19 protein-coding genes are annotated in these 25,482 nt (G+C 60.8%); 5 read left to right on the top strand and 14 right to left on the bottom strand.

Annotated elements, in window-relative coordinates:
* Nucleotides 1-204: 204 nt before the first annotated feature.
* The 3 genes from NWV16_RS03710 to NWV16_RS03700 form a co-directional block, all read right to left on the bottom strand.
* The gene (locus NWV16_RS03710; RefSeq protein WP_260522014.1) at nt 205-1,338 is read right to left on the bottom strand and encodes an ABC transporter substrate-binding protein; all 1,134 of its coding nucleotides are present in this window, start codon (nt 1,336-1,338) and stop codon (nt 205-207) included.
* Nucleotides 1,339-1,702: 364 nt separating this feature from the next.
* On the bottom strand, nt 1,703-2,986 hold the full coding sequence (locus NWV16_RS03705) for an FAD-binding oxidoreductase (protein WP_260522013.1): 1,284 nt from the start codon (nt 2,984-2,986) through the stop codon (nt 1,703-1,705).
* Nucleotides 2,987-3,144: 158 nt separating this feature from the next.
* Entirely contained in the window at nt 3,145-4,635 is a 1,491-nt protein-coding gene (locus NWV16_RS03700; protein ID WP_312846920.1) for an aldehyde dehydrogenase family protein, read from the bottom strand.
* A 161-nt stretch (nt 4,636-4,796) separates the two neighbouring features.
* Between NWV16_RS03700 and NWV16_RS03695 the strand changes: the two genes are divergently transcribed.
* From NWV16_RS03695 to nadE, 3 genes are all read left to right on the top strand, one after another.
* A complete protein-coding gene (locus tag NWV16_RS03695; protein ID WP_260522012.1) occupies nt 4,797-5,696 on the top strand; it encodes a LysR family transcriptional regulator in 900 nt (299 codons plus the stop codon).
* A gap of 118 nt (nt 5,697-5,814) precedes the next feature.
* Nucleotides 5,815-7,038: a nicotinate phosphoribosyltransferase gene (gene pncB / locus NWV16_RS03690; RefSeq protein WP_260522011.1), complete on the top strand. Its 1,224-nt coding sequence runs from the start codon at nt 5,815-5,817 to the stop codon at nt 7,036-7,038.
* Between the two features lie 4 nt (nt 7,039-7,042).
* Entirely contained in the window at nt 7,043-7,870 is an 828-nt protein-coding gene (nadE, locus tag NWV16_RS03685) for an ammonia-dependent NAD(+) synthetase (RefSeq protein WP_260522010.1), read from the top strand.
* A gap of 56 nt (nt 7,871-7,926) precedes the next feature.
* Here nadE and azu read toward each other — a convergent pair whose 3' ends face one another.
* Nucleotides 7,927-8,373, bottom strand: coding sequence for an azurin (gene azu / locus NWV16_RS03680; protein WP_065258792.1), 447 nt, complete (start codon nt 8,371-8,373; stop codon nt 7,927-7,929).
* Nucleotides 8,374-8,711: 338 nt separating this feature from the next.
* Here azu and NWV16_RS03675 point away from each other — a divergent pair, with 338 nt between their 5' ends.
* The gene (locus tag NWV16_RS03675) at nt 8,712-9,299 is read left to right on the top strand and encodes a TIGR00730 family Rossman fold protein (RefSeq protein ID WP_260522009.1); all 588 of its coding nucleotides are present in this window, start codon (nt 8,712-8,714) and stop codon (nt 9,297-9,299) included.
* A 12-nt stretch (nt 9,300-9,311) separates the two neighbouring features.
* Here the strand turns inward: NWV16_RS03675 and NWV16_RS03670 are convergent, their stop codons facing one another.
* The 3 genes from NWV16_RS03670 to NWV16_RS03660 all read right to left on the bottom strand — a co-directional run bounded on the left by NWV16_RS03670 (nt 9,312) and on the right by NWV16_RS03660 (nt 15,275).
* Nucleotides 9,312-10,202 carry a transglutaminase family protein gene (locus NWV16_RS03670; RefSeq protein ID WP_260522008.1) on the bottom strand — a complete coding sequence of 297 codons (891 nt, stop codon included), beginning with the start codon at nt 10,200-10,202 and terminating at the stop codon, nt 9,312-9,314.
* Nucleotides 10,202-12,688, bottom strand: a complete 2,487-nt coding sequence (locus NWV16_RS03665; RefSeq protein WP_260522007.1) for a circularly permuted type 2 ATP-grasp protein — start codon at nt 12,686-12,688, stop codon at nt 10,202-10,204. Before NWV16_RS03665 ends, NWV16_RS03670 begins: the two co-directional genes overlap by 1 nt.
* Nucleotides 12,689-12,971: 283 nt before the next feature.
* Nucleotides 12,972-15,275, bottom strand: a complete 2,304-nt coding sequence (locus NWV16_RS03660) for a YgiQ family radical SAM protein (RefSeq protein ID WP_260522006.1) — start codon at nt 15,273-15,275, stop codon at nt 12,972-12,974.
* A gap of 187 nt (nt 15,276-15,462) precedes the next feature.
* On the opposite strand from NWV16_RS03660, the gene NWV16_RS03655 reads away from it, so the two are divergent.
* On the top strand, nt 15,463-18,030 hold the full coding sequence (locus tag NWV16_RS03655; RefSeq protein ID WP_260522005.1) for a hypothetical protein: 2,568 nt from the start codon (nt 15,463-15,465) through the stop codon (nt 18,028-18,030).
* Between the two features lie 6 nt (nt 18,031-18,036).
* On the opposite strand, the gene dnaB is transcribed toward NWV16_RS03655, so the two are convergent.
* The 7 genes from dnaB to rnr form a co-directional block, all read right to left on the bottom strand.
* Nucleotides 18,037-19,434 carry a replicative DNA helicase gene (dnaB, locus tag NWV16_RS03650; RefSeq protein ID WP_260522004.1) on the bottom strand — a complete coding sequence of 466 codons (1,398 nt, stop codon included), beginning with the start codon at nt 19,432-19,434 and terminating at the stop codon, nt 18,037-18,039.
* Nucleotides 19,435-19,555: 121 nt separating this feature from the next.
* Nucleotides 19,556-20,002 (bottom strand): 50S ribosomal protein L9, encoded by a 447-nt coding sequence (gene rplI / locus NWV16_RS03645; RefSeq protein WP_260522003.1) that lies wholly within the window; start codon nt 20,000-20,002, stop codon nt 19,556-19,558.
* Nucleotides 20,003-20,023: 21 nt separating this feature from the next.
* Nucleotides 20,024-20,914 (bottom strand): hypothetical protein, encoded by an 891-nt coding sequence (locus tag NWV16_RS03640; protein ID WP_260522002.1) that lies wholly within the window; start codon nt 20,912-20,914, stop codon nt 20,024-20,026.
* Between the two features lie 36 nt (nt 20,915-20,950).
* On the bottom strand, nt 20,951-21,181 hold the full coding sequence (gene rpsR / locus NWV16_RS03635) for a 30S ribosomal protein S18 (RefSeq protein ID WP_002551829.1): 231 nt from the start codon (nt 21,179-21,181) through the stop codon (nt 20,951-20,953).
* 28 nt (nt 21,182-21,209) lie between these two features.
* Nucleotides 21,210-21,638 (bottom strand): 30S ribosomal protein S6, encoded by a 429-nt coding sequence (gene rpsF / locus NWV16_RS03630; protein ID WP_065258783.1) that lies wholly within the window; start codon nt 21,636-21,638, stop codon nt 21,210-21,212.
* Nucleotides 21,639-21,878: 240 nt separating this feature from the next.
* On the bottom strand, nt 21,879-22,643 hold the full coding sequence (gene rlmB / locus NWV16_RS03625; protein ID WP_260522001.1) for a 23S rRNA (guanosine(2251)-2'-O)-methyltransferase RlmB: 765 nt from the start codon (nt 22,641-22,643) through the stop codon (nt 21,879-21,881).
* The gene (gene rnr / locus NWV16_RS03620) at nt 22,640-25,270 is read right to left on the bottom strand and encodes a ribonuclease R (protein ID WP_260522000.1); all 2,631 of its coding nucleotides are present in this window, start codon (nt 25,268-25,270) and stop codon (nt 22,640-22,642) included. Before rnr ends, rlmB begins: the two co-directional genes overlap by 4 nt.
* Nucleotides 25,271-25,482 lie beyond the last annotated feature (212 nt).

Here is a 25,482-nt window from a genome sequence, read left to right as displayed (position 1 = left end):
GCGCACCGCAGGCGCGCGGTTCTTCTAGGAAAAATACAGATTTACGTCGGAGCGCTGTCAGACAGGCCACCACCGCCCCTCTTGTGGGAGCTGGCTTGCCAGCGATAGCGGCAGAACATTCAACAGTTGTCGTCTGTCAGGCCGTCATCGCGGGCAAGCCCGCTCCCACAGGGGTGTGTGGCGTCCGGTTGATCAAGTCAGCCGTTATTTCTGTTTTTCCAGCTGGTGATATTTGCCGTCCTTGTCCCACTGGTAAACCACGTAGTCGGAGACTTTCAGGTCGCCCTTGGCGTCCCAGGCCTTCTCGCCCATCACGGTTTTCACAGGGTTGGCTTTCAGCCATTTGGCAGCGTCTTCGCCCTTGTTGGACTTGGCGCCGTTGAAGCCGGCGGCCAGGGCCTGGATCGAAGCGTAGGCGTACAGGGTGTAGCCTTCAGGCTCGGTGCCGGACTTGCGGAACTGCTCGACCACGGTCTTGCTGTCCGGCAGCAGGCGCGGGTCGGCGCCGAAGGTCATCAGCACGCCGTCGACGTATTGCGGGCCACCGGCGGTGGTCACCAGCTCGTCGGTCACGATGCCGTCGTCGGACATGAACTTCACGTCTTTCAGGCCTTCGGTACGCAGTTGCTTGACCAGCGGACCGGCTTCAGGATGCAGGCCGCCGAAGTAGACCACGTCGGCACCGGCCGCACGGATCTTGGTGACCACGGCGCTGAAGTCTTTCTCGCCACGGGTCAGACCTTCGTACAGCACCGGTTTCACGCCGCGTTTTTCCAGCTGTGCCTTGGTCGCATCGGCCAGGCCCTGACCGTAGGTGTCCTTGTCGTGCAGCACGGCCACCTTCTTGCCCTTGAGCACGTCGACGATGTAGTCGCCGGCGACGATGCCCTGCTGGTCGTCACGGCCGCACATGCGGAACATGGCGCTCAGACCGCGCTCGGTCACCTGCGGGTTGGTGGAGCCCGGCGTAATCGCGATGATGCCGGCCTCGTCGTAGATCTCCGACGCAGGAATGGTGGAGGACGAGCAGAAGTGGCCGACCACACCGGCCACTTTCTGGTTGGTGAGGTCCTTGGCGACCGTCACCGCCTGTTTCGGTTCGCAGGCGTCATCGCCCTTGACCAGCACGATTTTCTCCCCGTTGACGCCGCCCGCCGCGTTGACCGCATCGGCCGCCGCTTGTGCCCCCTTCATGTACTGCTCGCCAAATGCCGCGTTGGCGCCGGTCATGGGGCCCGCCACACCGATTTTCACATCAGCTTGTGCAAACGCAGAAACACCCAGCGCAGTAGCGACTGCGAGGGCCAGAAAGCCTTTCTTGTAAAACGTCTGGGACATGAGGTGGTGCTCCAAGGTTTTTTTTAGTTGGCACTGCGACTTCACTGGAATGCTCAGAGCAAGGGCCGTGCCATCGGTTTTTTATTCTTCAAAAAGTCGCTGCTTTCTTGCTTTTTCGACTGTTTCGTTCCCATTTTCATTGGGCGTGCAACCGTCTAAACCGCGGAAGGTGAAACCAACTGTTTTTTCAGGCGCAACCCGCACGCGCCATCATTGCAACCGCGGCGCCAATCAACGTGCAACCAGCCTGTAACAACCCGCGTCACCGAACTGCACACTGCTGGTGCGGGACTGCTACAACCCGCACCATTACAGGCTAGTCGCTGCGTTAAAAAGCGCCGCTTTGCGCAACAAAATTCAACATTCAAATGACGATGCGCAGGCACTGGCCCGCGTGATATAGCGAGAACCCGGCCTCGTACAGGCAACTGCGCAAGCCCGCGCCTGCCAGGGGCTGCATCGGTGCAAAGGGAATCGGCAAGGCTTGAGGATTTCCGTTACACAGATAATCGGCGAAGGCCTTGCCGACCACCGTACCGGTGGTGACGCCGCGACCGTTGTAACCGGTGACGGCCACCAGGCCCGGCGCCGGTTCGAACAGGCGCATCAGGTGATCGGGGGTGAATGCGATGCGCCCGGTCCAGGTGCATTCCCATTCCACGGGCTTGAGGTTGGGGAAATAGTGCTGCTGCACCCGGTCGGCCCAGGCCTTGAGAAACCAGATCGGTTTCTGATTGCCGTTACCCAGGCTGCCCAGCAACAGACGCCCGTCCTTGTCGCGGCGGATGCTGCTCAACACCTGGCGGGTATCCCACGAACCCTGCCCGCCCGGAAGGATTTCCTGAGCCGCATCGTCGGTGAGCGGCACCGAAGCGACCTGATAGTAGTAACCGGGGAAGAAGTTGCGCTTGAGTTCGGTCCAGTCACCTTCGGTGTAGGCGTTGGATGCGATCACCACTTGTTCGGCGATTACCGAACCCTGCCCGGTCTGCACCGACCACTGCTGGCCCTGCCGTTCAAGGCGGGTGACCGGCGAATGGTCGAACATCCGGCCACCAAGCCCTGCCACCGCTTTCGCCAGCCCGGTGACGTAAGCCATCGGATTGAGCGTACCGGCCCGCCGATCCAGTAGCGCAGCCGCTATCTTTTTCGTGCCGGTCGCTTGTTCGCAGGCTTTTCCGGTCAGCAGTTCGACCGGCGCACCGCGGCGTTTCCATTGTTCTTCGCGACTGCGCAGATCCGCCTCACCCTTGGCGTTGTGCGCCATGTGCAGGGTGCCTTCGCGGCGCAACTGGCAATCGATGCCGTATTTATCCACAAGGCTGAACACCAGCGCCGGCGCCGCACCGAGCATGCGATTGAGCTGGCTGCCGACCGCCTCGCCGAAGCCGGCCTCGATCTCGTCCGGCGGGATCCACATCCCGGCGTTGACCAGCCCGACGTTGCGTCCCGACCCGCCCTGCCCGGCGCGATGGGCTTCCAGCACGCAGACGCTTTTGCCTTTTTCCAACAGATGCAGCGCCGCCGACAGCCCGGTAAACCCGGCGCCGATCACGCAGACATCGACTTTGACCTCGCCCCTGAGCGCCGTGTTATCCGGTCGTTGCGGCGTGAGCTTTTCCCACAGACATTCTTCGCGTAACGGCATTGCCAGACTCCAACAGAAACCTAACAAACACACAGCTGAACCTGTGGGAACGGGCTTGCTCGCGAAAGCGGTGTTTCAGCCAACATCTATATCAACTGACCTTACGCTTTCGCGGGCAATCCCGCTCCCACAAGGGGATCTCCACTTGACCGAAAGGATCAGTCGAACGTAATGCCCTGCGCCAGCGGCAATTCCAGCGAGTAGTTCACGGTGTTGGTCTGGCGGCGCATGTACGCGCGCCAAGCATCCGAACCTGACTCACGACCGCCGCCGGTTTCTTTTTCGCCACCGAACGCGCCGCCGATTTCCGCACCGCTCGGCCCGATATTGACGTTGGCGATGCCGCAGTCGCTGCCGACCGCCGACATGAATTTTTCGGCCTCACGCACATCGGTGGTGAAGATGCACGACGACAGGCCTTGCGGCACGGCGTTGTTCAGGCGCAGCGCCTCATCGAAATCGGTGTAACCGACCACGTACAGGATCGGCGCGAAAGTCTCGCTGCACACCACGTCGCTCTGCTCCGGCATTTCAACGATGGCTGGCGACACGTAGTAGGCATTCGGGAATTGGTCTTCCAGCTGGCGCTTGCCGCCGAACACCCGGCCGCCCTCGCTCAGCGCCTGCTCCAGCGCGTCCTGCATGTTTTCGAAGCTGTGCTTGTCGATCAGCGGGCCGATCAGGTTGCCTTCCAGCGGGTGACCGATGCGGACTTTGGAATAGGCAGCCTTGAGGCGAGTGACGATTTCTTCTTTCACCGACTCATGGGCGATCAACCGACGCAATGTGGTGCAACGTTGACCGGCGGTGCCGACGGCGCTGAACAGAATGGCGCGCACGGCCATGTCCAGATCGGCGCTCGGGCCGAGGATCATGGCGTTGTTACCGCCCAGTTCGAGAATGCTGCGAGCGAAGCGTGCGGCGACTTTCGGTGCCACTTCGCGCCCCATGCGGGTGCTGCCGGTGGCGCTGATCAGCGCCACACGCGGATCATCCACCAGCGCTTCGCCGGCATCGCGGCCGCCGATGATCACCTGGCTCAAGTGCGCCGGGGCGTCGCTGAAGTTCTTCAGTACGCGCTCGAACAACGCCTGACAGGCCAGCGCGGTCAGCGGCGTTTTTTCCGACGGCTTCCACACCACCGGGTTGCCGCAGACCAGCGCCAGCGTGGTGTTCCACGCCCACACCGCAACCGGGAAGTTGAACGCACTGATCACGCCTACCACGCCCAGCGGATGCCAGGTTTCACGCATGTGGTGACCAGGGCGCTCGGAGGCGATGGTCAAGCCGTACAACTGTCGCGACAGGCCGACGGCGAAGTCGCAGATGTCGATCATCTCCTGCACTTCACCCAGACCTTCCTGGGTGATCTTGCCCGCTTCCCACGACACCAGTTCGCCAAGGTCGGCCTTGTATTCGCGCAGGATTTCGCCGAACTGACGCACCAGTTCGCCGCGCCGCGGGGCCGGCACCTCGCGCCAGTGTTCGAACGCATGATCCGCGCGACTGATGTGCTGCTCGACTTCCGCCGGGCCTTCCCAGTTCACGGCGCCGATGCGGCTGCCGTCGATGGGCGAATGCACCGGCACTTTGCCGTTCTGGTACAGGGCCGGGTTCACACCAAGACGATCAAGCAATGCGGCAACCATGGGTCACTCCTCAAGCAGAAAACTGAATGTGTGCGGACGCGTCTTCACGCCCGGGCAGGTCATTAGTTGTAGCTTCAGGAAGGCCAGGCAACAAACGACCTTTACGCGAGATATCATTCCGTTTATTCATGCTGCGCAGAAAGACAAGAAAAGGATCACCCATGCTGAACAAACGCCACTTGCCGTCGATCACCGCGTTGCAGTGCTTCGAAGCCGTGACCCGGCACCTGAGTTTCACCCGGGCCGCCGAGGAACTGAACCTGACCCAGAGCGCCGTCAGCAAGCAGGTGGCGCAACTTGAGGAATTGCTGCAGCACTTGTTGTTCCGTCGGGTCCGCCGCCGTTTGCAGATGACCCCGGCTGGCGATCTGTACCTGGTGGAAGTCAGAAAAATCCTGACCCAGGTCGAGATGTCGACCCATTACCTGCGTTCCTATGGCGGTGAGACCGAAGTCCTGCGCGTTTCCACACCGTCCACTTTCGGCGCCCGCTGGCTGGTGCCGCGCCTCAAGGGCTGGCGCCTGCGCCATCCGTCGATTCATCTGGACCTGTGCAACGAGCAAGAAGCCGATGATCTGCTACAAGGGCGCAGCGACCTGGCGTTCTATTTCGGCCAGGGTTCCCGCCCCGGCACCGAGTGCCTGAAGCTGTTCGGCGAAGAACTGGTTCCCGTGTGCGCGCCGGGCAGCCTGCCGCAGAGGCCGCTGACTGATCCAACGCAACTCACCGATCTGGTCCTGCTGCAGAATGCTTCCCGCCCGCAAGCGTGGCACGACTGGTTCGACAGCCAGGGTTACCAGACCGAACACAGCTACCACGGCCCGCGCTTCGAGACCTTCTACATGTGCATCCGCGCCGCCCAGGTCGGCTGCGGTGTCGCCCTGCTGCCGAGGTTTCTGGTGGAAGAGGAATTGGCCGACGGCAAACTGGTCATTCCCTGGCAGCATGCAATGCCCAGCACCGATGCGTATTACCTGGCGTACCCGGAACATGCGGCAGAAGTACCCAAGGTGCGGGATTTCGTGAAGTGGATGCTGGAGCAGGTCGACAGTCCGGTTTGAAGTTGTATTCAGTCCCTGTGGCGGTCAAAAAATTGCTGGCAATCCACACCCCGTATATGCGCCACTAGCGCCATTGATTGATACCGCGCCAACGCGCGGCCCGCCTGGAGACCCCGTTATGAGCGAGAGTGTGTTTGCCGATCGCATCGTGCAGAACCTGCTCGACACCGACTTCTACAAACTGACGATGATGCAGGCGGTGCTGCACAACTACCCCAACGTCGAAGTCGAATGGGAGTTCCGTTGCCGTAACAGCGAGGATCTGCGCCCGTATCTGGCGGAGATCCGTTTTCAGGTCGAGCGTCTGGCCGAATTGAGTCTGAGCGCCGATCAGTTGAGTTTTCTCGAGCGCATCAGCTTCCTCAAACCGGACTTTCTGCGTTTTCTCGGCCTGTTCCGCTTCAATCTGCGCTACCTGCACACCGGCATCGAGAACGGCGAGTTGTTCATCCGCCTGCGCGGGCCGTGGCTGCATGTGATTCTGTTCGAGGTGCCGCTGCTGGCGATCATCAGCGAAGTGCGCAATCGCTATCGCTACCGCGAAACGGCTCTGGAACAGGCCCGCGAACAGCTGTACCGCAAATTCGACTGGCTGACGGCCAACGCCTCGGCCGAAGAGCTGTCGCACCTGCAGGTCGCCGACTTCGGCACCCGCCGGCGGTTTTCCTACCGCGTACAGGAAGAAGTGGTGAACGTGCTCAAGCATGACTTCCCCGGACGTTTCGTCGGCACCAGCAACGTGCACCTGTCCCGCGAACTGGACATGAAACCGCTGGGCACCATGGCCCACGAATGGATCATGGCCCACCAGCAACTCGGCCCGCGTCTGATCGACAGCCAGATTGCCGCCCTCGATTGCTGGGTTCGTGAATACCGCGGCCTGCTGGGGATCGCCCTGACCGACTGCATCACCACCGATGCCTTCCTCGGCGATTTCGATCTGTTTTTCGCCAAGCTGTTCGACGGCCTGCGCCACGACTCCGGGGATCCGGTGAAGTGGGGCGAAAAGTGCATCGCCCATTATCACAAACTCGGCATCGACCCGATGAGCAAGACCCTGGTGTTCTCCGACAGTCTGACGCTGCCCAAGTCGCTGGAGATTTTCCGGGCGCTGCGCGGGCGGATCAATGTCAGCTTCGGCATCGGCACCAACCTGACCTGTGACATTCCGGGTGTCGAACCGATGAGCATCGTGCTTAAAATGACCGCCTGCAACGGCCAGCCGGTGGCGAAGATCTCCGACGAGCCGGGCAAGACCCACTGCAAAGACCCGAATTTCGTCGCCTACTTGCGACACGTTTTCCAGGTTCCTGCCGTTTCCAGCCTATCTAGCAAGGAGTGAATTCATGCAAGCCGTACAGCGTGAGATTGCTGAACAGCTCAACGTTCAGCCACCGTTCGCCGATCACCAGGCCCTCGAAGCGGAAGTCGCCCGTCGTATCAGCTTCATCCAGCAATGCCTGACCGATTCCGGGCTCAAGACCCTGGTGCTGGGCATCAGCGGCGGCGTCGATTCGCTGACCGCCGGCCTGCTGGCCCAGCGCGCCATGCGTGAACTGCGCCAGCGCACCGGCGACGAGGCCTACAAGTTCATTGCCGTGCGTCTGCCGTACGACGTGCAGTTCGACGAGCACGACGCCCAGGCCTCGGTGGACTTCATCGCCCCGGACGAGCGCCACACCGTCAATATCGGTCCGGCGGTGAAATCCCTGGCAGGCGAAGTCGCGGCGTTCGAAGGCAAGCACGCGGTATCGAGAGATTTCGTGCTCGGCAACACCAAGGCGCGGATGCGCATGGTCGCCCAGTACACCATCGCCGGTGCTGCCCATGGCCTGGTGATCGGCACCGACCACGCCGCGGAAGCGGTGATGGGTTTCTTCACCAAGTTCGGTGACGGCGCCTGCGACCTGGCACCGCTCAGCGGGCTGGTAAAGAATCAGGTCCGGGCCATCGCCCGCAGCTTCGGTGCACCGGAATCGCTGGTGGAAAAAGTGCCGACGGCGGATCTGGAAGACTTGTCGCCGGGCAAACCGGACGAAGCATCCCACGGCGTCACCTACGCCGAAATCGACGCGTTCCTGCACGGCCACCCTGTGCGTCAGGAAGCGTTCGACATCATCGTCAATACGTACAGAAAGACTCATCACAAACGAGTCATGCCGTTTGCGCCCTGAATCCCGGGCATGAAAAAAGCGTCCCTCGGGACGCTTTTTTTTGGACTGCGAGTTTCTTACTTCACAACCACGGTGCCTTTCATCATCGAGATGTGGCCCGGGAACGAGCAGAAGAAACCGTAATCGGTGCCGGCTGCCAGTTTCGATACGTCGATGGTCAGCGAATCCTTTTCGCCGGCGCCGATGATCTTGGTGTGGGCGATGACGCGCTCGTCGCCGTCCTTGAGGTAGTTCTTGTCGATGCCGGCGGCCAGGCCGTCGGTGGCGATCGGCTGCATGTCGGCGGTCTTGCTGACCACCAGGTTATGGCCCATGACGTTCTTCGGCAGGCTGCCGGAATGGGTCAGTTCGACGGTGAAGGTCTTGCAGCTCTTGTCGATCACGATCTCCTTGGTGTTGAAGGACATCTGATCGGTGGAGTCGACGGTGGTTTTGCACTCGGCAGCCATCAACTGGCTGCTGGCCAGTGCCAGCAGGGATACCGCAACAACTTTGGAAAACATGGTGAATCTCCAAGGCAGGGTTAACAAAACACGAGTGGTTGGAAGACTGCCTGAAATCTTCGCAAGTTCCTATGACTTGAGTCAAAAATTGTATACAACTTTCAGGCTATGACATTCATCGAAACAATCTAACAGCCAGACGTCTGGCCGGACCGTATCTTCAGGGCTCAACTCAACTGGAGCATCAGTCATGTCCTTCAACAGCCTGTTGTGCAGTCTGCTCGCCGCCTACGCCTGTGGCGCCAGCGGCACCTGTGAAACCCCGAAACGCGAAGTCTAGCCCTTGGATCGAGGCCTGCCAGCCATTACCCTGTGACGGATTGACCCAGGAGGAAGGCATGTCTCTCACATCCGTTTGTGTATTTTGCGGTGCCAACGCCGGCACCACCCCGGCGTACACCGAAGCCGCCATCGCCCTCGGCACGGCCATTGCCGAGCGCAAACTGAAGCTGGTCTACGGCGGTGGCGCCGTGGGATTGATGGGGATCGTCGCCGACGCTGCGCTGGCCGCCGGTGGCGAAGTGATCGGCATCATTCCGCAGAGCCTGATGGACAAGGAAATCGGTCACAAGAACCTGACGCGCCTGGAAGTGGTCGACGGCATGCACGCCCGCAAGGCGCGGATGGCCGAACTCAGCGATGCGTTCATCGCCTTGCCCGGCGGCCTCGGCACCCTGGAAGAGCTGTTCGAAGTCTGGACCTGGGGCCAGCTCGGCTACCACGGCAAGCCGCTGGGGCTGCTGGAAGTGAACGGGTTCTACAGCAAACTCACCGCATTTCTCGATCACATCGTCGGCGAAGGCTTCGTTCGTGCTCCGCACCGCGACATGCTGCAAGTGAGTGAGGCGCCGCAATCGCTGCTCGATGCACTCGATCAATGGAAGCCGACCGTCACGCCCAAATGGGTCGACCAGAAACCCGGTTGATCCTGCCGCCTGTCACTCCAGAGGCATCACGGTGACCCGCACCTCGGGATCATGGCGACCGCCTCCCAGAATCACCCCGCGCAAAGGAGACACATCGGAAAAATCCCGGCCCCAGGCCAGGGTGATGTGCTCCAGTGCCGGTTGCACGTTGTTGGTCGGATCGAAATCGACCCAGCCCAGCACCGGGCAAAACACCGACACCCACGCATGGGACGCATCGGCGCCGATCAGGCGCGGTTGCCCCGGTGGCGGCCGGGTCAGCAGGTAACCGCTGACGTAACGTGCCGCCAACCCTCGGGAACGCACGCAGGCCAGCATCAGGTGGGCGAAGTCCTGACAGACCCCGCGTCGCCGCTCCAGCACCTCGACCAACGGCGTCGCCACCTGCGTGGCCTCGGCATCGAAGGTAAATTCGACGAAGATCTTTTCCATCAACGCCTGCACACCCAGCAGCAGTGGTCGCCCTGGCGGAAAACAGCTTTCGGAAAACTCGACGAAGCTGCGCTTGAGGTGAACATAGGGTGACTGGAACCGGTAACGACAAGCCTCCAGCCATTCGGCAGACAGCGGCTGGCTGCTGTAGGTCAGCGCATTGCGTGTCAGCTCCCAGGCCGCAGACAGATTGAAATCCGGCGCCGGCCGCGCCAGCACCTCCATCGTCAGCCGGGCATTGACCTGCAGTTGATCATGGGGGCGTTCGAACGCCAGGCGTGTCAGCGGATTGCCGAACACGTCCAGTTCGTCACGACGGGTGGTCGGTTGCGGACTGATCAGCAACTGCCGTTCGGTGCAACGTTGCCAGGCGCACTCTCGGGGCCACAGATGGGCCAGTTGCTGTGCCAGCGAAACCGGGTTGTCGTATCGATAACACGTGTCGTGAAGGATCTGGTAAAGGGCATTCATCAGACGGATACCGTGCGCTGGCTGACATCATCGACATGGGCGAAATGGCGCAGCGCCAGACGATCGGACACCTGGCCGCAGGCATCGGCAATGGCTTGCAGCAGATCCGCCAAACCATCCAGTGCGGCCCGCACGCTGGATTCACCGAACAGGGGATTCTCCAGGCAAGCCAGGTCGAAACGCGCCAGACGCTCGACCAATGCTGACAAGACGACGTCCCGAGGCGCGTCGAAATCATCGCTCAGGCGTTTGAGCGTGCGCGTCACCAGCTTCAACTGGAACAACACCGCGTGAGGGTTCTGCTCGTCCAGCAGCAACAGGTCGAGCACCGGGATCAGTTGTGCCATCGCCAGATAGCGCGAGCGATAGGTGATGCTGCTGTTGCCCAGCTCCAGCAACCACTCCAGCCCGCCCTGATCGAACGCACCGGCGCCGCGCAGGAAGCCTGCAAGGCTGCTGCCGAGAAATTGCAGACGCTCGATCCGTCGACCGATCATCAGGAAACGCCAGCCTTCGTCGCGGGTCATGTCGTCCAGGGCAAACCCGGACAACGCCGCCAGCGACATCACCAGCCGGTTGAGAAAATCCAGCAATTGGCCGAAGTCCGGTTCGGCGGTGTCCAGCGCCGTCGCCTCGCGCTGCAACTCCACCAGCGCCTGCCAGTTCTCCCGCGAAAGCTTGCCGCGCACCTGCGATGCCGCCCACTGCAAGCGTTGCAGGTTGGAGCGCAGGCTGAACGACCAGTCCTCGCCCAGCACAGCCGCGAGCAGGCGCTCCGGCAGCTCGCCTTCATCCGGCAGCAGCATCAGTCGCTCGCCAAGTTCCACCGCCGCCTGCAAGGCCTGCGGATCGTCACCGTCGACGTAACGCGCCAGCATGATCCGCAACAGCCGCGCGCTGTCGTCGCAACGCTCGCAGTAACGGCCGAACCAGAACAGGTTTTCCACCACCCGCGATGGCAGGTAGGGGTCGCGGCGCACCAGATCCGGCACGCCGATGTTGCGCCGGGACTTCCACTGCTCGCCACTGGGTGGCCGGTCACCCAGCACCCAGGTGTCCTTGCTGGCGCCACCGCGCTGCATCGACACCACTTCGGCATCGGCTTCGGCCGCCACCCGGGTCAGGCCTCCGGGCAACACCCGATAACCGTCATGACTGGCCACCGCATACATGCGCATGCCGATGGCCCGCGGTTGCAACCGGCCCTCCTCGGGCTGCCAGACCGGCGCGAGGGACAGCTGCGCGAGCTCTTGCGCCACGTAGACATAAGGCCGGGCCTGAATGCGCCGGGCAAGCGCCTGGCGCTGCTCGTCACTCAGATCGCGCCCGAAGACCGGTGCAAAGCTCTGCGACGGGAAGGCCGGCTTGATCAATAGTTCCGGCAGTTTCTCCAGTGCCTGGGCCAGCACGGGCGCTTCTCCGCACCACCAGGTGGCGATGGAGGGCAGGATCAGTTCTTCGCCGAACAGGAATTGATTGATCTTCGGCAGAAATCCCAACAGCCCCGGCGACTCCAGCACGCCGCTGCCCAACGCGTTGGCCACCAGCACCCGGCCTTGACGCACAGCCTCGAGCAATCCCGGAACACCCAGTGCCGAATCCGTACGCAGCTCCAGCGGGTCACAGAAATCATCGTCGAGCCGACGCATGATCGCGTGAACCCGACGCAGGCCGCTCAGGGTTTTCAGGTAGACCGTGGCATCGCGCACCGTCAGGTCTCCCCCCTCCACCAACGGATAACCGAGCTGACGCGCGAGATAGAGATGCTCGAAATAGCTTTCGTTGAAGCGCCCCGGGGTCAGCAATACCACCAGCGGCGCCTCGTCGTCACAAGGCGCCTGACGGGCCAGGGTTTCCTGCAAGGTACGGAAGAAGCCGGCCAGGTGCTGCACCTTCAGATCCCGGTACAACTCCGGAAAGGCCCGGGACACGATGGTGCGGTTTTCCAGCGCATAACCGGCACCCGATGGCGCCTGGGTGCGATCCGCCGTCACCCACCAACGCCCGTCCGGCGTGCGCGCCAGATCCACCGCATACAGATGCAGAAAGGCCCCGTCCGGCGGCGCAATGCCCTGACAGGGCCAGAGAAAATTGTCGTGGCCGAACACCAGTTCTGCCGGCAGCAAGCCTTCGCGGATCAAGTGCTGCGGACCATACAGATCCGCCAGCACCGCATTGAGCAAACGCGCACGCTGGGCGATCCCGGCCGACAGTCGCTGCCATTCATCGTCAGCGATCACATGGGGCAGCAGATCCAGCTCCCATGGACGATCCGCGCCCTTGGGATCGGCATACACATTGTAGGTGACACCGTTTTCCTGAATCTGCCGGGCCAGCAGCGCCTGACGCTGCGCCCGTTGCGCCGGGGTGCTGCGCTGCAACTGGTCGAACAGTCGCTGCCAGTGCGGGCGCACCGCGCCGCCGGTGTCGAGCAGCTCGTGATAAGTGCCCGCCGTCAGCGGGTAGCGGTCAAGCAGATCAGGCATGGAAAGCTCGGCAGCCAGCAGGTTGGGGTCAGACTAACGCAGGCACATGGCGCCGGGATATACAAAAATCCACCTGCGGCCGTGGGCGAGCCTGAGCGTATTCGAAAGCGCGCAAGACTTATGCCATGCAGCGGTCCTCGCGCGTTTGCAGGATGCTCAAGGCAGTACAGCACCAAAATCGGGCATGCAGTGAAAGGGGCCGACACGCCTGCACGCAAATGTTGCGAGGCACAACGCAAAACGCCAACCCGAAGGTTGGCGTTCTGTTCAGCTCAAGTGCGTTTCAGCGCGGAACGACCGGCTTGCGGGCCGGCTTCGGCCCCTTGCCTTTCGCCGCCTCCTTGCGCTCCTTGGCAGCCTGCTGGTTACGGGCGAATGCCGCAGCCTTGGCCTGTTCACGCTTGTCCCACGGATTGCCGCCGTCGCTGGCGCGCGGTGGCAGACCGGTGTGCTGGGTGAGAATCTTCGTGCTCTTGTCTTTCGCGACCTTGTGGCTGCCGGCCGGTGTCGAGTTCTTGCGACGGGCACTCTGATAGCTGTCGGTCGCCGGCTGGTGCAGCGGGATCAACTGGTGCTTGCCCGGCCCGATCAGGTCGCCGCGACCCATGCGGATCAGCGCTTCACGCAGCATCGGCCAGCCCTTCGGATCGTGGTAACGCAGGAACGCCTTGTGCAGGCGGCGCTGCTCCTCGCTCTTGACGATGGTCACGCCGTCGCTCTTGTAGGTGACCTTGCGCAACGGGTTCTTGCCCGAGTGATACATGGCGGTGGCCGAGGCCATCGGCGACGGATAGAACGCCTGCACCTGGTCGGCACGGAAGCCGTTGCCCTTGAGCCACAGGGCCAGGTTCATCATGTCCTCGTCGGTGGTACCCGGGTGGGCCGCGATGAAGTACGGAATCAGGTATTGCTCCTTGCCCGCTTCCTTCGAGAACTTCTCGAACATGCGCTTGAAGCGGTCGTAGGTGCCGATCCCCGGCTTCATCATCTGGTTGAGCGGACCTTCCTCGGTGTGTTCCGGGGCGATCTTCAGGTAACCGCCGACGTGGTGGGTCACCAGTTCCTTGACGTACTCCGGCGACTCGACCGCAAGGTCGTAACGCAGGCCGGAGGCGATCAGGATCTTCTTCACACCCGGCAACGCACGGGCGCTGCGGTACAGCTGGATCAGCGACGAGTGGTCGGTATTCAGGTTCGGACAGATGCCCGGGAACACGCAGGACGGCTTGCGGCACGCGGATTCGATTTCCGGGCTCTTGCAGGCAATGCGGTACATGTTCGCGGTCGGGCCGCCGAGGTCGGAAATGACGCCGGTGAAGCCAGGTACCTTGTCACGGATCTCTTCGATTTCGCGAATGATCGATTCTTCGGAACGGTTCTGGATGATCCGGCCCTCGTGCTCGGTGATCGAGCAGAAGGTGCAGCCGCCGAAGCAGCCACGCATGATGTTCACCGAGAAACGGATCATGTCGTAGGCCGGAATCTTTTCCTTGCCATAAGCGGGATGCGGAATACGTGCATAAGGCATGCCGAACACGTAGTCCATTTCTTCGGTGGTCATCGGAATCGGCGGCGGGTTGAACCAGACGTCGACCTCGCCATGCTTCTGCACCAGCGCACGGGCGTTGCCCGGGTTGGTCTCCAGGTGCAACACGCGGTTGGCGTGGGCGTACAGGACCGGGTCGTTACGTACCTTCTCCATCGATGGCAGGCGGATCACGGTCTTGTCGCGGGTCATCTTCGGGCTGGCCAGGATCTGCACGACCTTGGCTTCCTGCGGATCATCGACCGGGCCTTTTTCCTGTTCGATGGCGCAAGCCGCCGTGTCCTGGGTGTTGACGTACGGGTTGATGATCTTGTCGATTTTGCCCGGACGGTCGATGCGCGTGGAGTCGACTTCGTACCAGCCCGCCGGCGTGTCGCGACGGATGAACGCGGTGCCGCGCACATCGGTGATGTCTTCGATCTTGTGGCCGTAGGACAGACGCTGGGCGACTTCGACAATCGCCCGCTCGGCGTTGCCGTACAGCAGGATGTCGGCGCTGGCGTCGATCAGGATCGAGTTGCGCACGCGATCCTGCCAGTAGTCGTAGTGGGCGATGCGACGCAGGGAGGCTTCGATGCCACCGAGCACGATCGGTACGTGCTTGTAGGCTTCCTTGCAGCGCTGGCTGTAGACCAGACTCGCGCGATCCGGACGCTTGCCGGCCATGCCACCCGGTGTGTAGGCGTCGTCGGAACGGATTTTCTTGTCGGCGGTGTAGCGGTTGATCATCGAGTCCATGTTGCCCGCCGCGACGCCGAAGAACAGATTCGGCTCGCCGAGCTTCATGAAGTCGTCCTTGGACTGCCAGTTCGGCTGCGCAATGATTCCGACGCGAAAACCTTGAGCTTCCAGCAGCCGGCCGATGATCGCCATGCCGAACGACGGATGATCGACGTAGGCATCACCGGTGACGATGATGATGTCGCAGGAATCCCAGCCGAGCTGATCCATCTCCTCCCTGCTCATCGGCAGGAACGGCGCGGGCCCGAAACATTCGGCCCAATATTTTGGATAGTCAAATAACGGCTTGGCTGCTTGCATGTCGATAACCGGTGTTGGCTTTCATTGAATTTCGCGGGCGCGGAATATAGCACAAATTTTGACCAATTCCGACGACCGTGGTCGGATTCTCTCCCCTTCGCCCGCCTGCGGCCCACCGGCCCCCAAGGATACTCTTCAACTTATTCAAGGATGAATAAAGATGCCTGCAAAACCACCGTCAAAAGGTGTGACCACCGCCGAAGTGCACAACCCGCCTTCGCGATCGGCCCAGGACCTGCCGCCACGGCACGGCACTTCGCCCGCTATCCGCTCAGTCGCGCAAAGCCTCGTCGACGGCCAGACACCGGGCAGAAACCCGGGCAGGGCAGATCCCGACAGAATCTCTGCGGCGCCATCGGTGAACGTCAGCGAAATCCATTCATCCCCGCCTGCGATACCCTCGGCACCTGCACTGGAAACCTATCGGGTCAGTCCGGGCACCCGACTGCCCCCCGCGGACGCAAGCGGCTTCAGAGTGTTCAAGGGGCGGTTGTTCGTCGACATGCATGATGGCAGCATCCTGCAAATCAGCCTGGATCCCGAGATGGCGCTCTATCGGGCCAGCCTGGGAAGCGAAGCACGGCCTTCGGGCCCGGTTCTTTTCCATGACCCCCGCAGTAACCGTTGGTACCCGCTGTCCGACTTCGAAGAGAGCGCCCTTCCGCTTTCTGCCGGCCGGCTGACGACCTTCCGGACAACGCTGGATTTCTCCGGAACAGCTCCGGACAGCGACGGTTTGCATGGTTTCGACGGCAAACGCTACGTCATCATCGAGAATCATGCCCATCAGGTGATGCACGACGTTGACGCTTCCTCTCCCGAACGCAAGGTCTGGCGCATCGTCAATCCGAAAGACCCGGTCGCCGGCGATCGCGAAAACATCTATCGCGCCAGCCGGGCCGGCGAAACGCTGGCCATCACCCGCAATGCCGAAGGGATCTGGACCACAAGTCTTGATGGACTCAAGGGAGGCATGCGTCGCACTGCGCAGACCCAAGACAACAAAGCCTATTTGTTTCTGCGATATGAGCCTGTCAGAAATGCCTTCGAAGCCTTGGTCGCCTCCAACAGGCGTTATGGAGAACTCTGGGACGGCGCCCGGGATCTTCCGGAGGGAAGCCAGGCCGAGAAAGAGGCGCTGATCAAACTTGAAGTGCATATCATCAAGCACACAAGAATGCAGGCCGAATACGTCAAATCACTGATCGACAACAAGGACTGGTTGATCCTGTTGAAGGCAGGCGGGCTCTACAAAAGCGAACTGCATACCCTTCAGTTGAACAGAATCGATTACTTCAACAAGCTGATCGCCGTGATGGATCGCAGGGTCTATCCGAGCGTGCATGCAATCACGGTGGAGTCGCTGAAGAGCAATTTCGCCCATCTCAACAAAAAGCTGAAGATCATGGACGATCGTCAGGAAGTGATGGACCAGATTCGCAAAGCCGACCGCAGTGCCACATCCAAACTGGATGAGCTGAACCGTGGCGTACCCACCGTAGACCAGATTTATTCCAGCCAATACAACATCTGCCTGCGCCTGATTTCCGACGACCCCGAAAACCCGGCGCCTTTCGGCATGCGCAGTGCAATGGCCATGCACCTTCTGAATAAGGATCTGCAAGAGGTTTCCGGCTACTCCGAACCGCTGGCACTGCAATTGACGCTGGAAAACATCAGGAGTGACAGAGCGGCGTTCGAATCTCTGGCCTTCGAATCTCTGGACAGCTCAGCGGCTCCGGCAAAAGCCGCATATGTCAGCCGGGCGTTGTCTTTGCTGGACAGGTTCGTATCGAAAATCGACACCCGTCTGAACGAAATCCACGAGCAGATCGACAGTAACAGCCAATTGCCTCACTACGATCAGGATATCGATTTTGATTTTTTCCCGGAGCAGTCCTCCGGAGCCGCCGAGGCAGCCGCCCCGCGAAAACTGTTCCGGACACGCCATCATGGTACTTATCGGGTTCTGGTCGGAGTGAAGGACACCGCAGCGGACGGCAGCGTGACGCTCGAGGTTCCCGATCTTTTCAAGCCGGATGCGCCACCCCAGCGTTACCAGAAAATAAGGAATGAATGGCGACGCATCCGCCCTGCCAGCGCTCCTGCGCCCAGACCGCAACTCATGCGCAACGCGACTGAATGCCTGGCGCGGGTGAATGAACACGTTACCCAGGCCCGGCTGATGGAAGCCCGCAAAGCCAACCCGACCAATATCGTCGAATTTCTGGGTGCCGAATCGGACCGCCTCAAGGATCTGGCACAGCGTCTGGAATCCACTGAACGGGCAGCAGAGGATGCCGAGGCCACCGGATTGATCAACCGCCTCGGAGCCGCCGCTGCGTCAATGGATGTCGAAGGGCAATCCATTCTGATACGGATGTACAAAAACAAGGATGTGCTGGATGTGCTGCGCCTGAACTTCCTGCTCGATCACTCGGAACTGAAGATAGTGAAAACGGTAGAGCGCAGACAAACGGGCAAGGGAAGGAACAAGTCGTTCCTCGATGTCTACTCGATCAATGACCGCTCGGACAACGCGCCGTTATGGGAGGCGCACTTTCACTATGACAGGCAAGACCGCCAGGCGCTGGACTACACACTCAAGGGGGCACACATGAAGACCCTGGAACAAGGCAAGCTCGGCAGCGCGTTTCAACAGCGCGAAGAACAGGCAGGTCGGCCCCACCAGAGGATCTGGCGGGAGCTCATCAGTCCGCGGGTTGCCCAGAAACTGTTCGATCACCTGGCATGAATCGCGCTATTCGTCATCGTCGAAGTTATAGCTGCCCGGTGCGAGGTTTTCGAAGCGCGTGTACTTGCCGATGAAGGCCAGGCGAACGAAGCCGATCGGGCCGTTCCGCTGTTTGCCGATGATGATTTCGGCGATGCCCTTGTGTTCGGTTTCCGGGTGATACACCTCGTCCCGATACACGAACATGATGACGTCGGCGTCCTGCTCGATCGCTCCGGATTCCCGCAAGTCGGAGTTCACCGGACGCTTGTTCGGGCGCTGCTCCAGGGAGCGGTTGAGCTGCGACAGGGCAACCACCGGGCAGTTGAATTCCTTGGCCAGGGCTTTCAGGGACCGGGATATCTCGGAAATCTCGTTGGTCCGGTTGTCTCCGCTGGAGCCCGGTATCTGCATCAGCTGCAGGTAGTCGATCATGATCAGGGCAATGTCACCGTGCTCGCGCACCAGACGTCGGGTCCGTGCACGCATTTCCGACGGGCTGATGCCCGCGGTGTCATCGATGAACAGCTTGCGGTCGTTGAGCAGGTTCACTGCCGAGGTCAGGCGTGGCCAGTCGTCATCTTCCAGTTGGCCGGAACGCACCTTGGTCTGGTCGATGCGCCCGAGGGACGACAGCATACGCATGATCAGCGATTCGCCTGGCATCTCGAGCGAATACACCAGCACCGCCTTGTCGCTGCGCAGTACCGCGTTCTCCACCAGGTTCATCGCGAAGGTGGTCTTGCCCATCGACGGACGACCGGCAACGATGATCAGGTCGGCCGGTTGCAGGCCGCTGGTCTTCTCGTCGAGGTCGGTGTAGCCGGTGGACAGGCCGGTGATCGCATCCGAGGTGTTGAACAGCGTGTCGATACGGTCGATGGCCTTGGTGAGCAGGTCGTTGACACCCACCGGACCGCCGGTCTTCGGCCGCGCCTCGGCGATCTGGAAGATCTGCCGTTCGGCTTCGTCGAGAATCTCTTCAGCGGTACGCCCTTCAGGATTGAAGGCGGCGTCGGCAATATCGTTACTGATGCCGATCAACTGGCGCAACGTCGCACGCTGGCGGACGATCTGCGCATAAGCCTTGATGTTGGCGACGGACGGTGTGTTTTTTGCCAGTTCGCCAAGGTAACCAAGGCCGCCGACTTGCGAGGTCTGACCTTCCTTGTCCAGTTGCTCGGCCAGGGTCACGACGTCGATCGGCGAGTTCTGATCGGCCAGTTTGGCGATCGCACGGAAAATCAGACGGTGGTCATGCCGGTAGAAATCACCGTCGGAGACCTGATCGAGCACGCGTTCCCAGGCGTTGTTGTCCAGCATCAGACCACCGAGCACAGCCTGTTCGGCCTCGATGGAATGCGGCGGTACTTTCAGGGCGGCGGTTTGCAGATCGTATTGCTCAGGAGCGGAGATTTCGTTCATGGCCACTTGTTTTATTCAGGAAAAGCACGGTTTGCAGAAAGACAAAGGGCACGACCTGTAAACAGGATCGTGCCCGATGTTAACCGCCTGACGGGCAAGCCGCCAGCCGATCAGGTGTTGCTTAAGCAGCTACAACGACAACGCGTACGGTTGCTTCGACTTCAGCGTGCAGGTGCACGGCTACGTCGAATTCACCCACGTTGCGGATGGTGCCGTTCGGCAGACGAACTTCGCTTTTCGCCACTTCAACGCCGGAGGCGGTCAGTGCGTCAGCAATGTCGTGAGTACCGATCGAACCGAACAGCTTGCCTTCGTCGCCAGCGGTGGCAGTGATGGTCACTTCCAGCTCGGCCAGTTGGGCAGCGCGGCTTTCAGCCGATGCTTTACGCTCGGCAGCGGCTTTTTCCAGCTCAGCGCGACGCGCTTCGAACGCAGCCAGGTTGGCAGCGGTCGCAGCGGTGGCTTTGCCGAAAGGCAGCAGGTAGTTACGACCGTAGCCGGCCTTAACCTTTACTTTGTCGCCCAGGTTGCCCAGGTTGGCGATTTTTTCCAGCAGGATCAGTTCCATTTGGTATTAACCTCTTAACTTTTAACCTTCACCGTTCGCGTTATCGATGTCTTTCGACACGTGACGACCGCGAAAATCAATCAGGCTGTCGACAATGGCCAGAACCACAAGCAACGGACCGAGCAAGTGCATGAAAGGCACGAGCGTGACGTATATCCCCACCAGCCAGAAGCCGGCCAACCGTTTCTGCGCCACCAGCCCGTGAACCAGGGCCAGACCGGCGAAGAACAGCGGTACGCTGCACAACGGCATCAGGACCAGTGCATGCAGACCGAAGAACGGTGCCACACACATGACGGCCAGAAGCGACAGCGCAACGCCTTTCGGCAGTCGGATGGCGCGAAACTCGCGACCGAAACCGCCGGGGTTATACAACAACGCCTGCCAATAGCGCCCAAGAATCAGGCACAGCACGCTAAAAACCTGCAACGACAGTGCTGTCGAAATGATCGACAGAGGAACCGCCAACCCCGTGAGAATCGCTTTCTGGTCTGCCGAGAATTTCTCGTAGACCTCACCCATTGCCAGCGGCAGGACTTGTTCAAACGTCTGCGCCAGCGCTTCGGTGAAGGAACCGAACACGGTCCCCAGACTCACGGCAATCAACAATCCCACGGCCACGCTGACCAGCAGCACGCGATTCCAGGTGTGTCCGGCGCGTAAAACCAGCGCCAGACCGCAAGCCCCGAGCAACACGATCAGTGCTGTCGGGTCTTTCAGGTAGTGCCAGCTCACTAACGCCGACAACATGCCCACACCCAGGACGCTCAAGGCGTCCGAACCGCGCCGCAGGAGCACAAGGCAACCTGCAGCGGCACTCAACCAGAACAACAGCGGCAACGCCGCAGATCCGGCCACGACCAGCGTGGCCTGCATACGCCCCCGCATGATGAATTCAGCCAAGGCACGCATGCATTCGATCCTTTACTTCTTGTCGACTACCCGGTCTCAGCGGCCGTGGCTGTCGGTGTAGGCCAGCAGGGCCAGGAAGCGGGCGCGCTTGATAGCGGTGGCCAGCTGACGCTGATAACGAGCTTTGGTACCGGTGATACGGCTTGGAACGATTTTGCCGGTCTCGGATACGTAAGCTTTCAGAGTGTTGAGATCTTTGTAGTCGATCTCCTTCACGTCTTCAGCGGTGAAGCGGCAGAATTTACGACGACGGAAGAAACGTGCCATTTGATAGGCTCCTTAAAAGGTCCGTGGATTACTCGTCAGCGTTATCGCTGTTGTCGCTGTCGCTATCGCTGTCATCGCCATCGGCGCTGCCATCGTGCTCAGGACGCTCGCGACGCTCACGGCGCTCACTGCGGTTTTCTTCAGCCTTGAGCATCTCGGACTGGCCAGTGATGGCTTCGTCGCGACGGATGACCAGGTTACGGATCACAGCATCGTTGTAGCGGAAGTTGTCTTCCAGCTCGGCCAGGGCCTTGCCGGTGCACTCAACGTTCAGCATCACGTAGTGAGCCTTGTGAACATTGTTGATTGCGTAGGCCAGTTGACGACGGCCCCAGTCTTCCAGACGGTGGATTTTGCCGCCGTCTTCTTCGATCAGCTTGGTGTAACGCTCAACCATGCCGCCGACTTGCTCGCTCTGGTCAGGGTGGACCAGAAAGATGATTTCGTAATGACGCATGAATGCTCCTTACGGGTTGTAGCCTGCCGCTCAAAAACGGTCAGACAAGGAGTGAATGACACTTATGGACTTGCCGGCACGGGGCACATGGGTACCCGCCGTCACAGCAAGGGGCGCAATTGTAGAGAAGGGACAGAAGAGGCGCAAGGCAATTGGTGATTATTTGAACAGCAGCTGCAAGCTTCGAGCCTCAAGCTGTAAGCAAGGACTGCTTTCAGCTTGAGGTTTGCAGATCGAAACTTATGGCTTGCGCGACGCGGCGGCCTTGGCCCCGCGCTGGCGTTGGGCCTCGAAGAGGCATACGCCAGTTGCAACCGATACGTTGAGACTGCTGACGCTGCCGGCCATCGGCAGGTGCACCAGGTAGTCGCAATGCTCACGGGTCAGACGACGCATGCCCTTGCCTTCGGCGCCCATGATCAGGATGGTCGGGCCGGTCAGGTCCTGGTCATAGAGACTGACCTCGGCCTCACCCGCCGTACCGACAATCCACAGACCGCGCTGCTGGAGTTTTTCCAGGGTACGCGCGAGGTTGGTCACGGCCACCAGCGGTATCACCTCCGCCGCGCCGCAAGCCACCTTACGCACGACCGGCGTCAGGGTCGCCGACTTGTCTTTCGGCACGATCACCGCCAGCGCACCGGCAGCATCCGCCGAACGCAGGCAGGCGCCGAGGTTGTGCGGATCGGTCACGCCGTCGAGCACCAGCAGCAGCGGCGCGCCTTCGGTCCGATCAAGCAGTTCGTCGAGCATCGCCTCGCCCCAGACCTGGCTCGGACTGACCTCCGCCACCACGCCCTGATGCACGCCTTCGACCCAGGCATCCATCTCGCGGCGTTCGGCCTGGCCGATCTGCACGCGGTTTTCATTGGCCAGCTCGACCAGCGTCTGCACTCGCGGATCGTTGCGGCTTTCAGCCAGCCAGATCTGCTTGACGCGTTTTGGGTGGTGACGCAACAACGCTTCTACCGCATGAACGCCGTAGATTTTTTCCAACTGACTCATGACTTCGCCTTCGGTTTACGTGCCCCGCCACTTTTGGCTGGAGCGGAACCCGACTTCGGCGGGCCCTTGCGGTGCTTGCTCGGTTTGCCTGACTTGCCGCCGGAAGCCTTGTCGGGTGTCGACCTTCCGGTTTTTCCCGAAGGCGCCGCTTTACCGCCGTTCTTGGCTTCGGCCAGCAACGCTTTCTTCAATTCACGGCTTTTGCGCAGCTCGGCGTTTTTTGCCACGGCATCGCTCGGACGGTAAGCGTCGGAAACCTTTTCCTTGGCCGGACGACGGCTGGCGGTTTTTGCCGGGGCCTTTTCTTCCACAGCCCTGGTCGCCGGAGCAGCCGTTTCGGCGCCTCGTTTCTTGCGACCGATGGGGGCACTGATGGTTTTCTCGGCCATCTCGAAGTCGATCTTGCGCTCGTCGAGATCCACACGCATGACGCGCACTTCAACGGTATCGCCGAGACGGAAGCTGCGACCGGTGCGCTCACCGGCCAGGCGATGGTGCACGGGGTCGAAGTGGTAGTAGTCGCCCGGCAGCGCCGTGACGTGCACCAGACCTTCGACGTAGATATCGGTCAGCTCGACGAACAGACCGAAACCGGTCACTGCGGTGATGACGCCCGGGAACGACTCGCCCACGCGATCCTTCATGAACTCGCACTTGAGCCAGTTCACCACGTCGCGGGTCGCTTCGTCAGCGCGGCGCTCGCTCATCGAGCATTGTTCGCCGAGCTGCTCCAGTGCCGCCTCGTCGTACGGATAGATGCGCGCCTTCGGAATGGTCATCGCGCCGGCACGACGAACGTGCAGCGTGTCCTGTTTCGAATGGATCACGCTGCGGATCGCCCGATGGGTGAGCAGGTCCGGATAACGACGGATCGGCGATGTGAAGTGGGTGTAGGCTTCGTAATTCAGGCCGAAGTGGCCATCGTTTTCAGCGCTGTACACCGCCTGGCTCAGGGAGCGCAGCATCACGGTCTGGATCAGATGGAAATCCGGGCGATCCTTGATGCTCGCCAGCAAGGCCTGATAGTCCTTCGGCGTCGGACCTTCCTTGCCCTTGTGCAAGGACAGGCCGAGCTCGCCAAGGAACGCGCGGAGTTTTTCCAGACGCTCCGGCGGCGGACCATCGTGAACGCGGTACAGCGCCGGAATCTCATGCTTTTGCAGGAACTCTGCCGTGGCCACGTTGGCCGCGAGCATGCATTCCTCGATCAGCTTGTGCGCGTCGTTACGAGTGGTCGGGCGGATCTCGGCGATCTTGCGCTCGGAACCGAAGATGATCCGGGTTTCCTGGGTCTCGAAATCGATCGCGCCACGTACGTGACGGGCGGCCAGCAATACCTTGTACAGCGCGTAAAGCTGCTTGAGGTGCGGCAGAACGTCGGTGTATTCACCGCGAAGCTTGCGCGCTTCGGTAGCCTTCGGCGTTTCCAGCATCGCGCTGACCTTGTTGTAGGTCAGTCGTGCGTGAGAATGGATCACCGCTTCATAGAAGCAGTAGTCGGTCATTTCGCCGGACTTGGAGATGGTCATCTCGCAAACCATCGCCAGACGATCAACGTGTGGATTCAGCGAGCACAGCCCGTTGGACAGCTCTTCGGGCAGCATCGGCACCACGCGCTCGGGGAAGTACACCGAGTTGCCGCGGACCTGAGCCTCGGCATCCAGCGCCGAACCGATTTTCACATAGCTGGAAACGTCGGCAATCGCCACATACAGCTTCCAGCCGCCGGAAAACAGGCGCAGCTTGCCCGGTTTGGCTTCGCAATAGACCGCGTCGTCAAAGTCGCGAGCGTCTTCGCCATCGATCGTGACGAACGGCAGATGACGCAGGTCGACGCGTTTCTCTTTATCCTTTTCTTCGACTTCCGGCTTGAGCTTGCGGGCTTCCTTGACCACGGCCTCAGGCCAGACGTGAGGAATATCATAGGTACGCAGGGCGACATCGATTTCCATGCCCGGCGCCATATAGTTGCCAACGATTTCGATCACATCACCCTGTGGCTGAAAGCGTGGAGTCGGCCAGTGGGTGATCTTCACCTCGACGAACTGACCGATCTGGGCATTGGCGTTGCGCCCGGGCGTGACCAGCACTTCCTGCTGGATCTTCGGGTTATCCGCAACAACGAAACCGATGCCGCCCTCTTCGAAGTAACGACCGACGATGCTTTCGTGAGCACGGGACACCACTTCGACGATCACGCCTTCGCGGCGACCGCGACGGTCCAGACCGGAAACACGGGCCAGGGCGCGGTCGCCGTCGAACACCAGACGCATTTGCGCCGGGCTCATGAACAGGTCGTCGGAACCGTCATCCGGCACCAGGAAACCGAAACCGTCGCGGTGACCGCTGATGCGGCCGAGGATCAGGTCAAGCTTGTCCACCGGCGCATAAGTGCCACGACGGGTGTAAATCAGTTGAGCATCACGCTCCATGGCACGCAGGCGGCGGCGCAGAGCCTCGATCTGGTCGTCCGTGGTCAGACCAAACTCTTCGACCAGTTGCTCACGGGCAGCCGGCGAACCCCGGTCAGCAAGGTGCTGAAGGATCAGTTCGCGACTGGGAATGGGGTTTTCATATTTTTCCGCTTCACGAGCGGCCTCGGGATCGAGGGACTGCCAATCGGCCATTAGAGAGTTTTCACCTTGTCTATATGCGGGTTAGTTTGGCATAGGCGCCATCAAACGGGAAATTTCCGACTCTATAAGGCGCGTCTTGAGACCTTTATCGACGTCCGAAAAGCGTTTTGGACACCGCTGGTAAAAAAAACCATTTTTTTTGCTGACAGGGGTTTACAGTTAAAAAGACGCTCCGTATAGTGCGCGCCATCGACGACGTACTG

It is taken from the genome of Pseudomonas sp. BW7P1 (assembly GCF_024981055.1).
In the GTDB taxonomy this organism is placed as follows: domain Bacteria; phylum Pseudomonadota; class Gammaproteobacteria; order Pseudomonadales; family Pseudomonadaceae; genus Aquipseudomonas; species Aquipseudomonas bananamidigenes.
Note: the sequence above shows the minus strand (reverse complement) of the source record. Positions and strands in the feature narration are given on the sequence as shown.